Genomic DNA, 12,952 nt, shown 5'->3' on the forward strand with positions numbered 1-12,952 from the left:
AGGAGAGACTTGAACTCTCACACCTTGCGGCGCCAGAACCTAAATCTGGTGCGTCTACCAATTTCGCCACTTCCGCATCTTACTGTTTTTTATCACCATTTCAAGTGGTGATATGGTGGCTACGACGGGATTTGAACCTGTGACCCCATCATTATGAGTGATGTGCTCTAACCAACTGAGCTACGTAGCCAACGTGTCCGAAACAGCCAGCGCAGGCGCTGTCCAATACAGGGTTGCTGTCTCGGGAACGGGGCGCATTATGCGTATACCAGCTTTGAGCGTCAATAGTTTTTTTAATTATCCCCGTAAAATCTGCCTGTTCGATGGTTATTTGGACGAAATGGCCGAATGCCATGCTAGATGCGTGATTTCAAGGGTAAAAAAGCAGCAAGCGGGACAGTGAAAATAAAAAAGCCGGCAGAAGCCGGCCCTTTATCAGATGTTTTGCAGAGGTTTTGACTTCAAGTTATACATTGAAGCGGAAGTGGACGACGTCGCCATCTTTAACGATGTAATCTTTACCTTCCAGACGCCACTTACCGGCTTCTTTCGCGCCGTTTTCACCGTTAAACTCGATGAAGTGCTCATAACCGACCACTTCGGCACGGATAAAGCCTTTTTCAAAGTCGGTGTGGATCTTACCGGCAGCCTGAGGTGCGGTTGCACCAATTGGGATAGTCCAGGCGCGAACTTCTTTGACACCGGCCGTGAAATAAGTCTGCAGATTCAGCAGCTCGTAGCCCGAGCGGATAACACGGTTCAGGCCAGGCTCTTCAATGCCCAGATCTGCCAGGAACTCTTCACGATCCGCGTCATCCAGTTCAGCAATTTCAGATTCAATAGCCGCACAGACAGGCACCACGACAGCGTTTTCTTTGCTGGCGTGCTCAATCACCATGTCCAGGAACGGATTGCCTTCAAAACCGTCTTCGCTGACGTTCGCGATATACATGGTCGGTTTCAGAGTCAGGAAGTTCAGGTAATCAATCGCGGCTTTTTCTTCTTTGGTCAGCTCGACAGCTCGCGCCATGCCGCCTTCAGTCAGTGTTGGCAGCATTTTTTCCAGCACTGTGATTTCGAATTTCGCGTCTTTATCACCGCCTTTGGCACGTTTGGCTTGGCGCTGAATGGCTCGCTCACAGGTATCCAGATCCGCCAGAGCCAGTTCCAGATTAATGATTTCGATGTCTGCTAATGGGTTGATCTTGCCCGCAACGTGCACGATGTTGTCGTTTTCGAAGCAGCGAACAACGTGGCCAATCGCATCGGTTTCACGGATGTTGGCCAGGAATTTGTTACCCAGACCTTCACCTTTGGACGCACCGGCAACCAGACCGGCGATGTCCACGAATTCCATAGTGGTAGGCAGGATACGTTCCGGGTTGACGATGGCAGCCAGCTTATCCAGACGCAGATCCGGTACAGGCACCACACCCGTGTTTGGTTCAATCGTACAGAACGGGAAGTTAGCGGCTTCGATACCCGCTTTAGTCAACGCATTGAAAAGTGTGGATTTACCTACGTTCGGCAGGCCCACGATACCACATTTAAAACCCATGGCTTGAAACCCTTTAGTGATGTTTCCGGCATCCGGCATAGTGCGGGATGATGAAAAAGTCTGTATGAACTTATTCGGCTTTGAATGAATGTAGCCGGTTTTGTGCCTTGGTCAGGCCGTCTTTCAGCCAGATATCAAGGCAGCGAACGGATTCGTCTACCGCAGCGTCAATCTGAGATTGTTCGCTGGCGGGGGCTTTACCCAATACGAAGCCGGTCACTTTATTTTTGTCGCCGGGATGACCAATGCCCACCCGAAGACGGTAAAAGTTTTTGTTGTTACTCAGTTTGCTGATGATATCCCTTAACCCGTTATGGCCACCGTGACCGCCGCCTTGTTTGAACTTGGCGATGCCAGGAGGCAGATCCAGCTCATCATGGGCAACCAGAATTTCTTCCGGTGTTATCTGAAAAAAATTCGCCAGTGCCGAAACGGATTTACCAGACAGGTTCATAAAGGTGGTGGGGATCAGCAAACGCAGATCGTCACCATTGAGCTGGATCCTGCCGGTTAAACCAAAATACTTGGGATCGTTTTTGAGGCTGATGTTGTGGATCCGTGCCAGCTCTTCCACGACCCAGGCCCCCGCATTGTGGCGTGTTTTGGCATATTCCGGACCTGGGTTTGCCAGGCCAACCAGTAAACGGATTTTTTGACTCACGCTGGTCTCTCTATGTCATCGGGATCAAATCGCGCGCTATGTTAACACTGCTGCAGAGATAAATAAAAACAAACACGCCCCGCACAGGGCGGGGCGTGTTTGTTTTTATTGCTTTTACTGAGCTATCAGTGCTCAAACATCGCAGAGATAGACTCTTCGTTGCTGATGCGGCGAATGGCTTCAGCCAGCATGCCTGACAGAGTAAGCACAGAGACTTTGCCTGTATCCAGCATTGCCTGAGACAGTGGGATAGAGTCAGTGACGATCACTTCATCAATCACAGAGTTTTTGATATTTTCCGGCGCGTTGCCTGAGAATACCGGGTGCGTTGCGTAAGCGAATACACGTTTAGCACCACGCTCTTTCAGCGCTTCGGCAGCTTTACACAGGGTACCGCCGGTGTCGATCATGTCATCAACTATGATGCAGTCACGGCCTTCAACATCGCCAATCAGGTGCATAACCTGTGACACGTTGGCGCGTGGGCGACGCTTGTCGATGATAGCGATGTCTGTGTCATCCATCAGTTTGGCCGTTGCACGGGCACGGACCACACCACCGATGTCTGGAGAAACCACGACTGGATCTATCAGCTCTTTTGCCAGCATGTCTTCCAGCAGGACGGGTGAACCGAAGATGTTGTCTACCGGCACATCAAAGAAGCCCTGAATTTGCTCGGCATGCAGATCAACAGTCAGCACGCGGTCAACACCCACGTTGGACAGGAAATCAGCCACAACTTTCGCAGTAATAGGCACACGAGCAGAACGGACGCGACGATCTTGGCGGGCATAGCCAAAGTAAGGGATAACCGCTGTGATACGACCAGCAGAAGCGCGGCGCAGGGCGTCGATCATAACGACCAGTTCGATCAGGTTATCGTTGGTTGGGGCGCAAGTCGATTGAATGATAAAGACGTCGCTGCCGCGGACGTTCTCATTAATCTGAACACAGACTTCACCATCGGAGAAACGGTTCACTGTCGCGTCTCCAAGTGAAATGTAAAGACGGTCAGCGATGCGTTGGGCTAGCTCTGGTGTAGCGTTACCAGCAAACAGCTTCATATCAGGCACGGGGTAAACCTCAATTGCGTCCAAGTTGTATTTACTGACTTTCCGCAGCATGTCCGCTCAGGGCGGTCATCAAAGGTGAATGATTCACCCCTTTGGCGACAAAACCTTGGAGCCAGTCGGGTAATTTTTTCAGGGTTGCAGTAGCCGCTTGCTGAGAGCTAAATTCAGCAAAAACACAAGCGCCAGTGCCGGTCAATCTCGACGGCGCGTATTCTAACAGCCACGAAAGCGCCTTATCAACCTCAGGGTAAATTCTTCTGACTATTTTTTCGCAATCGTTTTCGTAATTGCCGGCTAATAACACAGATAAAGGCCGTATTGGTGTGTTTCGGGTTAAGTCCGTCGCAGTGAAAATATCTGCGGTTGCAATGGCGACATCAGGCTTGGCGACCAGATACCATTTCTCTTCTGGTTGCGCGGGTTGAAGCTTTTCGCCGATCCCTTCGGCAAAGGCACTAAAACCACGGACAAACACGGGCACATCTGCCCCAAGCGTCAAGCCAATCTCGGCCAGCTCGTCAGCGCTTAATCCGGTTTGCCACAAATAGTTTAATGCGACCAAAGTTGTCGCCGCATTCGATGAACCGCCGCCCAGACCGCCACCCATAGGTAAAATCTTTTGGATGTTGATATCTGCTCCAGCCTGAATACCTGTTTTTTTGCGCAGGGCATCCGCGGCGCGGTAAATCAGATTTTGTGCTAATGGCACACCCTCGATAGCCGAGGTCAGGGTTATCTGGCTGTCGGCTCGCGCCGTAATGGCCAAGGTATCGCCGTAATCTAGAAACTGAAACAGGGTTTGCAGTTCATGATAACCGTCCGGACGTTGCCCTGTGATGTAGAGAAACAGATTAAGTTTAGCGGGTGCTGGCCAGCTTGTAGTGTGTGTGATCATTTTTTGAATGCGCGTCAATTATTTTTGGGTTTGCCAACGGTTGATTATCAGGGTAACTCGCTGTTTGCCTTGCGACAGGACTAACCGGGAAGGCAAAGCGGGCGACGTTGTATCATCATAGGCGTTATAGTCCAGTTGCCATCGCTGATTACCCACTTGTTTGGTTAAGTAAGCAACGCGGTTTTGTGCATTGAGCTGATAGGTATCCGCGCCAGTCGGCAGGCCGAGCAGCCAGTCTCGCATCTGGTTAACGGGCAGGGCAATATTGGTCAGCGATAAGACCAGCTGAGCCGCATCGCTGCCCTGATGGCGCTGGCCTTCATTATCAATCAGCACCGCACGTCCGGGCTGGGCGTCCAGTTTGAGTAATGTGGTGCCGAGAAAGTTAGTCAGCAGCAGATGATCGGCACCCGGATTGGTTTTCCAGTTCAGATTGGCACTGAAACGTTGCGCCGGGCTGATGTAGCCCAGCTTACCTGTTGCCTGGTAGGCGGTGACCGCGGACAATGCTTGCCTGTGGCTGTTCCAGTCGGTGACTTTGCCGGTTGGTGGGGTCGTGGTACAACCGGTTATCAACAGAGCCAATACTGCCAGAAATCGTGTTTTATGCGGCTGGCTTTTTCGAGCCAAGATCGGCGGTAACTGAAACGAGAGCAAAGAAAGAGGCGCAAACGCCATTCGCATAGCATGTCCCTTATACGACAGGTAACTGAATAATGTGGAAGTAAAAGAATCATAGCATGACTTGCCTGATGAAATCTCTTTCCTGGCCGAACCGGGTAACCAGATGAGGGAGAGAAGTGTTTCATGACATTTCGGGTATTTGTCTGTAAAGTCAGGATTTGTTTTGACGTCAGCGCGATAAAAAGATGCGCTGACAGGCAGAATCGAGTCATATCCTTTTATTACGCAGGGTCATCAAGTAAAATGACCTGCTGGATCTTTATCATCGGGTAGTAGGTAACACCATCTCCATGACCTTGCTTGCATTAGGAATCAATCACAAAACAGCGTCTGTAGACCTGCGCGAGCGTGTTGCCTTTTCGCCGGAAAAACTGACCGAAGCCTTGCAGACTCTGGCTCAGCATCCGGAAGTCAACAGTGGTGTGATCGTTTCTACCTGCAACCGCACGGAGATCTACTGTGATGTCAGTCACAGCGGGCCCGGTGTGATGATTGACTGGTTCAGCCGCTTTCATAACCTGTCAGCGGAAGAGCTGATGTCCAGCCTTTATTTCCACGAAGAGCAGGCCGCGGTGCGTCATTTGATGCGGGTGGCATGTGGTCTGGATTCGCTGGTACTGGGTGAGCCGCAGATTCTGGGACAGGTCAAGCAGTCTTATTCCGATTCCCGCGACCATGACACTATGGATGGCATGCTGGAAAAACTGTTTCAGAAAGCCTTTTCGGTGGCAAAGCGCGTCAGAACCGAAACGGATATCGGTGGCAATGCGGTGTCGGTTGCCTTTGCGGCCTGCACCCTGGCCAAACAGATTTTTGAGTCGATGAGTGAGGCAAGAGTGCTGCTTATCGGCGCCGGTGAGACCACAGAGCTGGTAGCCCGGCACATGGTGGAACACGGTTGCCGCAGTCTGATGATTGCCAATCGCACCCCGGAGCGTGCTCAGGTGCTGGCAGATGAATTTGGCGCAGCAGTGATTAGTTTGCCGGAGATTCCGGACCATATTCATAATGCGGATATCATTATCAGTGCCACAGCAAGCCCTCTGCCGATTGTGGGCAAAGGCATGGTTGAGAAAGCGCTGAAAAAGCGCCGTCATCAACCTATGTTGCTGGTCGATATCGCTGTACCCAGGGATATCGAAGCCGAAGTCGGCGAGCTGGATGATGCCTATTTATATTCAGTGGACGATTTGGAAAGTATTGTTGAGCGAAATCGCGAGCAGCGAAAAGTGGCGGCGATCCAGGCAGAAGCGATAGTCAGTGAAGAGAGCGCGGCTTTTATGCGTTGGTTACGCTCACTGGAAGCGGTAGACAGTATCCGCCAGTACCGATGCTACGCCGATGACATTAAAAATGATTTACTGAGCCGCAGCCTGCAAGCGCTGGCGAACGGCAGTGCACCGGAAAAAGTGCTGGCAGAGCTCAGCAACCGTTTGACGAATAAGCTCATTCATGCGCCGACTAAGGCCATGCAGCAAGCCGCCCATGATGGCGAGCCTGAAAAACTGGCCCTTATTCGTGAAACGCTTGGCTTAGGTGCATTGAAAGACCAGTCGGCTGACTGACTCAGCGTTTTTCACATGCATTAATTTTTATGATCGCGCCTTGCCGAACCGGTTTAAGGCGGATCCTTGTTAGGATCTGATGTTGTACACATGATGAAACCGTCCATTTTAGCGAAATTAGAATCCCTGGTTGAACGCCACGAGGAAGTGCAGCATTTGCTGGGCGATGCCACTATCATTGCCAATCAGGATAAATTCCGGGCTTTGTCTCGCGAATATTCGCAGCTAGAGGAAGTGAGTCAGTGTTTTCGTGCTTACCAGCAGGTGCTGACTGATCTGGAAACCGCGGAAGAAATGGCCGCAGAAGAGGATCCTGAATTGCGCGAAATGGCGCAGGAAGAAATCAAGCAGGCGAAAGAGGCTATCGAGCGTCTGGAAGACGAGTTGCAGGTTTTGCTGCTGCCCAAAGATCCCAATGACGAACGCAACTGCTTCATCGAAATCCGCGCCGGTGCCGGTGGTGATGAAGCCGGTATTTTTGCCGGCGACTTGTTCCGCATGTACAGCAAATTTGCTGAAAGCCGCCGCTGGCGGGTGGAAGTGATGAGCTCGAATCAGGCTGAACACGGTGGCTATAAAGAAATGATCGCCAAAATCAGCGGTGAAGGGGCCTACGGTATTCTGAAATTCGAGTCAGGCGGACACAGGGTACAACGTGTGCCGGCGACGGAATCTCAGGGCCGTGTTCATACTTCTGCCTGTACTGTGGCCATTCTGCCGGAAATCCCGGAAGCGGAAATCCCGGAAATTAATGCCGGTGATTTGAAAATTGATACTTTCCGCGCCTCCGGTGCCGGTGGTCAGCACGTTAACACCACGGATTCTGCCATTCGTATTACCCACCTGCCAACTGGCATTGTGGTTGAGTGTCAGGATGAGCGCTCGCAGCACAAAAACAAAGCGAAAGCCATGTCTGTGCTGGCGGCCCGTATTATCAAGGCCGAGGAAGAGAAGCGCCATGCAGAGGAAGCCAGTACAAGGCGTAACCTGCTGGGCTCTGGCGATCGCTCTGATCGCATTCGTACCTATAACTATCCGCAAGGCCGGGTATCTGATCATAGGATCAACCTGACCCTCTATCGCTTGAATGAAGTGATGGAAGGTGAGCTGGAAAGCCTGATTGATCCTGTTGTGCAGGAACACCAGGCGGATTTGCTGGCGGCCATGGCTGATCAGCACTGATGAATCCCGCCATTGAGCTTGCGCTTAAGCAAGCGGCAACCCAACTGATGAACGCCGGCTCTGACAGTCCGCAGCTTGATGCTGCGGTCTTGTTGTGTCATGTGCTGGATAAGCCCCGCAGCTACTTGCTGACCTGGCCTGAAAAAGTGCTGACTGACCAGCAGTCTGCTGCGTTTTCAGCGCTGCTGGCGCGTCGTGAATCGGGCGAACCGGTCGCCTATATCACAGGTGAGCGCGAATTCTGGTCACTGCCGCTGAAAGTGGCACCGCATACCTTGATCCCGCGTCCGGACACGGAACGCCTGGTGGAAGCGGCGCTGGAGAAAATGCCTGCAGCGGCGTCGGTACTCGATTTAGGTACCGGAACCGGGGCGATTGCTCTGTCTCTGGCCTCTGAGCGCCCGGATTGTCAGTTCACTGGCATCGACTTGCGCCCGGAAGCGGCGGCACTGGCGGAAGAAAATCGACGCGCGTTGCAATTGCAGAATGTGCGTATCTTATGCGGCAGTTGGTTTAATCCATTGCCGGACAATGCACGTTTTGATGTTATTGTCAGCAATCCCCCTTATATTGATGCCAACGATCCGCATCTCGCAAGAGGGGATGTGCGATTCGAACCCCGAACCGCACTGGTCGCAGAAGACGCAGGCCTGGCGGACATCCGCCATATTTGTGCACAAAGCCGGACATTTTTAACGCCTGGTGGCTGGTTACTGCTGGAGCATGGCTATCAGCAGGGCGAGGCCGTACGGGGCATTTTTTACCATTTAGGTTATCAACAAGTGATAACCGTTCAGGATTATGCAGGACAAGACAGGGTAAGCTTAGGCTGCTGGTCTGTCTGAGGCCGTCTGGCCATTCATGATTCGAAGGAAACGATAAAGAGAAAAACCAGATGTACATAGCATTAAAACATTTTCACCTGACCATTATCGCCATGAGCGTGCTGTTATTTGTGGTGCGATTTGGCCTGATGATGGCAGATTCAGCGCTGATGCAGAAAAAAGCCCTGAAAATAACGCCACATGTTGTTGATACCTTCTTGTTGCTGAGTGGCGTCGCCCTGGTGATGTACACCGGCTTTACTCCTTTCACGGCAGGCGCTGGCTGGCTGAATGAAAAGCTGACCTGTGTGCTGGCTTATATCGCGCTTGGCTTTTTCGCGCTGAAATACGGCAAGAACAAAGTGTTTAAAACCTTTGCTTTTCTCGGTGCGTTAGGTTGGCTGGCAATGGCCGGCAAACTGGCGGTCACGAAAATGCCGTTGCTGGGGTAAAGACATGTATTTCTCCGATGAAGACAGAGATTTCGAAGCGTCTGCGCTGGTTGAGGGTGCCATTGAGATCATGGTGGATCTGGAGCCGGATTTTCCGGTTGCCTGGGTACGCCATCAATTACAAAAAATGGCAAAAGATGTCGAGGCGGCACTGATGTCAGAAACCAATCCCCATCTGCGATTAGAGGGGCTGCTGCGCCTGTTTTACCGCGAGTGGGGTTTCTGCGGTGATCGCCATCAGTACTATGCGGCTGAAAATGCCTATCTGGATAAGGTCATTGAGCGTCGTAAAGGCATTCCGGTCAGTCTGGGGGCCATTATGATTTATCTGGCTCAGCATCTGGAGTTACCTGTCACCGGTGTGGCTTTTCCCACTCAGTATATTCTGCGTGTCGACTGGCCCAACAGTGAGCCTCAGTTTATTAATCCGTTTGACGGTGAATTTGTCAGCCGCCAGACACTCAGTGCCTGGCTGCGTGGGCACAAAGGCCCGCTGGCACCCTGGCGCGAAAGCTATCTCACCACCACCAGCCATACAGATGTGCTGGCACGATGGCTGACGGTGCTAAAAAGTGCTTTGCTGCGAGAAGAGCAATATGCCGATGCATTACGCTGCAGCGATCTGGCCTTGTCGCTGCGTCCGGGCGATCCCCATGAAATTCGCGATCGCGGCTATATTTATCAGCAATTAGAGTGCAGTCATGCCGCTGCTATGGACTATGCCTACTTTATTGAGCAGTGTCCGGAAGATCCGGCCGCAGAATTGCTGAAACTGCAAGTGAAAGTCTTGAATGCAAACCCGCAGGTCCTTCACTGAAAGCCTGCGGAACAGACCAAATGACAGAGAAGAAGAGTAGCATCATGGAACAGAAAGTGGTTCGTATTGGCGACATTGATGTCGCTAACGACAAAGCCTTTGTGCTGTTTGGTGGCATGAACGTGCTGGAGTCGCGTGATCTTGCGATGCAGATCTGTGAGCACTATGTCAAAGTAACGGAAAAGCTGGGCATTCCTTATGTATTTAAGGCTTCCTTTGATAAGGCGAACCGTTCTTCGGTCCATTCTTATCGTGGCCCTGGCATGGAAGAAGGCCTGAAAATCTTTCAGGAGCTGAAAGATACCTTTGGCGTGAAAATTATCACTGATATTCATGAACAATATCAGTGTCAGCCTGTTGCCGAGGTGGTGGATGTGATTCAGCTGCCGGCATTTCTTGCTCGTCAGACCGATCTGGTTGAAGCGATGGCCAAAACCGGTGCCGTGATCAACGTGAAGAAGCCTCAGTTCATGAGTCCGGGTCAGGTGGGTAATATCGTTGAGAAATTTGCGGAATGTAACAACGACCAGATTATTCTCTGCGAGCGTGGTGCGCTGCACGGTTACGATAATCTGGTTGTCGATATGCTGGGCTTTGATGTCATGAAGAAAGCTTCCAAAGGCAGTCCGATCATTTTTGACGTCACCCACGCACTGCAGTGCCGCGATCCGCTGGGTGCTGCCTCCGGTGGTCGCCGTGAGCAAACGGTGACGCTGGCGCGTGCCGGTATGGCGGCGGGAATCGCTGGTCTGTTCATGGAAGCGCATCCCAACCCGGATGCCGCTCGCTGCGATGGCCCTTCCGCATTCCCTATGGATAAGCTGGAACCCTTCCTTGCTCAGATCAAACAGCTTGATGATCTGGTGAAGAGTTTCGAAGCCATCGACATTGCATAAGGCTGTTACAGGCAGAACCTGAGCAGGGTGACTGCCGGAGACGACCTGAGATAAACGATCAGAGAAAAACAAAAGGGGGTGTCATGACTGACACCCCCTTTTTCTGTCCGCTGAATGCTATTTATAGCTTAAAGCGGCTGATTTCCTGCTGCAGCTCGTGAGATAGCTCTGACAGCTGAGAAGCTTGCTGCGCCGCTTCACTTGCTTCCTGAGCCAGCTCGTTAGAAACGTCACGGATCCCTTCAGTGTTACGCGTGATCTCAGAGGTCACAGAAGACTGCTCTTCTGCGGCAGAAGCTATCTGAGTCGCCATGTCGCTGATATTGGTAATGGCCGAGATGATTTGCGCCAGGCTGGCTGAAGCGGCATTGGCATCATCCACACTGGTTTCAGCCAAACGGCGACTGTCGCCCATAATGCCGACAGCACGTCCTGTCGTTTGTTGCAGGGTTTCAATCATTTGCTGAATTTCCTGCGTAGAAGCATGAGTACGCTGGCTCAATACCCGCACTTCATCGGCCACGACGGCAAAGCCACGACCTTGCTCACCCGCACGGGCGGCTTCGATGGCAGCATTGAGCGCCAGCAGGTTGGTTTGTTCTGCAATATTTTGAATGGTCGACAGAATGGTGGTAATGCTCTGCGCATGGGTATTGAGCTCACCAATGACGTCTGTCGCGGTTTCCACTTCGCCGGCCAGATTGGTAATCGAGTTCTGGCTCTGGTCAACCTGCTCGGCACCGTGTTCTGCCGCCTGAACCGTTTCGGTCGAGGTGCGGGCCGTGTTATCGGCATTACCGGCAATTTCCTGTGTGGCAGCGGCCATTTCATTGATGGCAGTTGCCACCATGTTGATCTCATCCTGCTGGTGGCGGATACGTGTGCTGCGCTCTTCTGCTTGTGAGGCGGTTTGATGGGCCTGCAACGTCAGCGAGTGAGAGACATCGCGCAGACGCGTTACCATGCCATGCATGTTGCCGACAAAGCGGTTGAAGTTATGTGCCAGCTGTCCGACTTCGTCGTCGCTGCGTGGTTCAAGGCGCTGGGTCAGATCCCCTTCACCCGTTGCAATCTCGGCCAGTGCGTCAGACACACGGCTCAGGTCGCGGAACAGGAATCCGACCAGCCAGGCGACAGCTGCCAGTACAATCAGAGTAATAAGGATGGAGGTGATGATCAGGCGGCTCAGCAGTTGACTCTGGCTGGCTTCTTCGGTGGCCTTGTCCATTTCCAGGCCAAGAATCCACGGCGTGCCGGGAACTTGCGCAAAGTACAACAGTTTATCCACACCCTGAATCGTCTGGTTCAATACCGTTCTGTTGCTCACCGAACGTTGAATCTGGCTGATGCTCAACTCTTCAGTGTAACCATCGATAGGTTTCAGCAGCAAAGACTGATTAGGATGGGCCAGGAAGGTATTATCCTGCGAGTTGATGAGCATGGCGTAGGCATTCTTACCTGCATCCAGGCTGATCACATCGGAAATCAGCTGATCAATCAGTACATCGGAACCAATAACAGCCGCAAGCTGGCCATTCTTTTTGACCGGCTCAGCCAGAGTCACCAGTAACGCGTTGGTAATGGCATCACGATATGCAGTTGTAATGATCGGCTTGTTAGCTGATTTGGCGTCTATATACCAGGGGCGCTGGCGGGGGTCGTAACCTGCCCGGTTTCGCTCAGGGTAGGAGCGGAACATTTCACCGGCGGTTGTGCCGAAATACATTTCATCAAAGCCACCGGCGATGCGCGCCTGCTGCAGGTATGGCACAGGGTCTGAGGTTTCCAGGTAAGGTTTGATGGCGCTGGTGATACTGCGACGGATCTCAATCCAGTCACTGATCCCTTTAGTCGCGGTTTTGCTCAAGCTGTCGGCACGGCTAAAAATGCTGTTTTGTGTCTGTTGATAAAGTTGGTTTGCGGCCAGCCATGTCAGCGCGGTTGCCATAACCACGACGGCAGATAAGCTGGCTCCTATGAGTTTTTGCTTTAGGGTCAGTTTCATGATGAGTCTCGATGGATGGAACGGAAGCTGATATCAATGTTTTTACTTTTCGTTGCACAAAAAGTGTGACAAATGAAGAAAAACAATACGGAGAATTCTATATAGCTATACGACGGTTGTATATGGAAATTTAACTTTTTAACATGACTGATTATTGACGCTTTTTTGGTTGAAAATTTGTCACTTTGAGGTGCTTGCAGCGGGGGGTTAAGACGGACAGGATAAGATAAAGGAGAATGTTTTGTTTAACATGATCTTACAGTTGTAACAACTATTACATCTGATAAAAAACGTAAAAATGAAACAATATATTATCGGAGCTTTATTAGTGATATAAAAC

Annotated in this window: 11 protein-coding genes, 1 tRNA gene and 2 pseudogenes; 6 read left to right on the top strand and 8 right to left on the bottom strand. The window is 51.6% G+C overall.

Translation table 11 applies throughout. The features are described from left to right. Positions 1 to 113 precede the first annotated feature (113 nt). From P0Y67_RS14485 to lolB, 6 genes are all read right to left on the bottom strand, one after another. Positions 114 to 190: transfer RNA gene (locus P0Y67_RS14485), tRNA-Met, on the bottom strand. A 276-nt stretch (positions 191 to 466) separates the two neighbouring features. Further along, on the bottom strand, positions 467 to 1,558 hold the full coding sequence (gene ychF, locus P0Y67_RS14490; protein WP_161446164.1) for a redox-regulated ATPase YchF: 1,092 nt from the start codon (positions 1,556 to 1,558) through the stop codon (positions 467 to 469). A gap of 70 nt (positions 1,559 to 1,628) precedes the next feature. Continuing rightward, a complete protein-coding gene (gene pth, locus P0Y67_RS14495) occupies positions 1,629 to 2,219 on the bottom strand; it encodes an aminoacyl-tRNA hydrolase (protein ID WP_342392438.1) in 591 nt (196 codons plus the stop codon). Between the two features lie 125 nt (positions 2,220 to 2,344). Then, positions 2,345 to 3,292 carry a ribose-phosphate pyrophosphokinase gene (locus P0Y67_RS14500; protein WP_337112985.1) on the bottom strand — a complete coding sequence of 316 codons (948 nt, stop codon included), beginning with the start codon at positions 3,290 to 3,292 and terminating at the stop codon, positions 2,345 to 2,347. 31 nt (positions 3,293 to 3,323) lie between these two features. Next, a complete protein-coding gene (gene ispE, locus P0Y67_RS14505) occupies positions 3,324 to 4,187 on the bottom strand; it encodes a 4-(cytidine 5'-diphospho)-2-C-methyl-D-erythritol kinase (protein ID WP_342392439.1) in 864 nt (287 codons plus the stop codon). Between the two features lie 18 nt (positions 4,188 to 4,205). After that, positions 4,206 to 4,871, bottom strand: coding sequence for a lipoprotein insertase outer membrane protein LolB (gene lolB / locus P0Y67_RS14510; RefSeq protein WP_342392440.1), 666 nt, complete (start codon positions 4,869 to 4,871; stop codon positions 4,206 to 4,208). A 290-nt stretch (positions 4,872 to 5,161) separates the two neighbouring features. On the opposite strand from lolB, the gene hemA reads away from it, so the two are divergent. From hemA to kdsA, 6 genes are all read left to right on the top strand, one after another. Beyond that, entirely contained in the window at positions 5,162 to 6,436 is a 1,275-nt protein-coding gene (gene hemA, locus P0Y67_RS14515) for a glutamyl-tRNA reductase (protein ID WP_342392441.1), read from the top strand. 93 nt (positions 6,437 to 6,529) lie between these two features. Continuing rightward, the gene (gene prfA / locus P0Y67_RS14520; RefSeq protein ID WP_342392463.1) at positions 6,530 to 7,618 is read left to right on the top strand and encodes a peptide chain release factor 1; all 1,089 of its coding nucleotides are present in this window, start codon (positions 6,530 to 6,532) and stop codon (positions 7,616 to 7,618) included. Then, complete coding sequence (prmC, locus tag P0Y67_RS14525) at positions 7,618 to 8,463, top strand: peptide chain release factor N(5)-glutamine methyltransferase (RefSeq protein ID WP_342392442.1); 846 nt, start codon at positions 7,618 to 7,620, stop codon at positions 8,461 to 8,463. The genes prfA and prmC overlap by 1 nt, the downstream gene beginning before the upstream one ends. A gap of 50 nt (positions 8,464 to 8,513) precedes the next feature. Next, a complete protein-coding gene (locus tag P0Y67_RS14530; protein ID WP_027253821.1) occupies positions 8,514 to 8,894 on the top strand; it encodes a SirB2 family protein in 381 nt (126 codons plus the stop codon). A 4-nt stretch (positions 8,895 to 8,898) separates the two neighbouring features. Beyond that, positions 8,899 to 9,711: a SirB1 family protein gene (locus tag P0Y67_RS14535; protein WP_046221536.1), complete on the top strand. Its 813-nt coding sequence runs from the start codon at positions 8,899 to 8,901 to the stop codon at positions 9,709 to 9,711. Positions 9,712 to 9,755: 44 nt separating this feature from the next. Beyond that, entirely contained in the window at positions 9,756 to 10,607 is an 852-nt protein-coding gene (gene kdsA / locus P0Y67_RS14540; RefSeq protein ID WP_218383897.1) for a 3-deoxy-8-phosphooctulonate synthase, read from the top strand. Between the two features lie 121 nt (positions 10,608 to 10,728). Here kdsA and P0Y67_RS23020 read toward each other — a convergent pair. Both P0Y67_RS23020 and P0Y67_RS23025 read right to left on the bottom strand, forming a co-directional pair. Then, a pseudogene (locus P0Y67_RS23020) lies at positions 10,729 to 11,910 on the bottom strand (methyl-accepting chemotaxis protein); the annotation flags it as partial. Continuing rightward, a pseudogene (locus P0Y67_RS23025) lies at positions 11,902 to 12,612 on the bottom strand (PDC sensor domain-containing protein); the annotation flags it as partial. The pseudogenes P0Y67_RS23020 and P0Y67_RS23025, both read right to left, overlap by 9 nt. Positions 12,613 to 12,952: the final 340 nt, after the last annotated feature.

This window comes from Photobacterium sp. SP02 (assembly GCF_038519165.1).
Lineage (GTDB): Bacteria > Pseudomonadota > Gammaproteobacteria > Enterobacterales > Vibrionaceae > Photobacterium > Photobacterium halotolerans.

What these genes read in the sequence shown, in the direction of transcription:
- P0Y67_RS14530 (WP_027253821.1), top strand. Translation starts at nt 8,514, where the DNA reads ATGTACATAGCATTAAAACATTTTCACCTGACCATTATCGCCATGAGC.
- P0Y67_RS14535 (WP_046221536.1), top strand. Translation starts at nt 8,899, where the DNA reads ATGTATTTCTCCGATGAAGACAGAGATTTCGAAGCGTCTGCGCTGGTT.
- kdsA (WP_218383897.1), top strand. Translation starts at nt 9,756, where the DNA reads ATGGAACAGAAAGTGGTTCGTATTGGCGACATTGATGTCGCTAACGAC.
- lolB (WP_342392440.1), bottom strand. Translation starts at nt 4,871, where the DNA reads ATGCGAATGGCGTTTGCGCCTCTTTCTTTGCTCTCGTTTCAGTTACCG.
- hemA (WP_342392441.1), top strand. Translation starts at nt 5,162, where the DNA reads ATGACCTTGCTTGCATTAGGAATCAATCACAAAACAGCGTCTGTAGAC.
- ispE (WP_342392439.1), bottom strand. Translation starts at nt 4,187, where the DNA reads ATGATCACACACACTACAAGCTGGCCAGCACCCGCTAAACTTAATCTG.
- ychF (WP_161446164.1), bottom strand. Translation starts at nt 1,558, where the DNA reads ATGGGTTTTAAATGTGGTATCGTGGGCCTGCCGAACGTAGGTAAATCC.
- prfA (WP_342392463.1), top strand. Translation starts at nt 6,530, where the DNA reads ATGAAACCGTCCATTTTAGCGAAATTAGAATCCCTGGTTGAACGCCAC.
- prmC (WP_342392442.1), top strand. Translation starts at nt 7,618, where the DNA reads ATGAATCCCGCCATTGAGCTTGCGCTTAAGCAAGCGGCAACCCAACTG.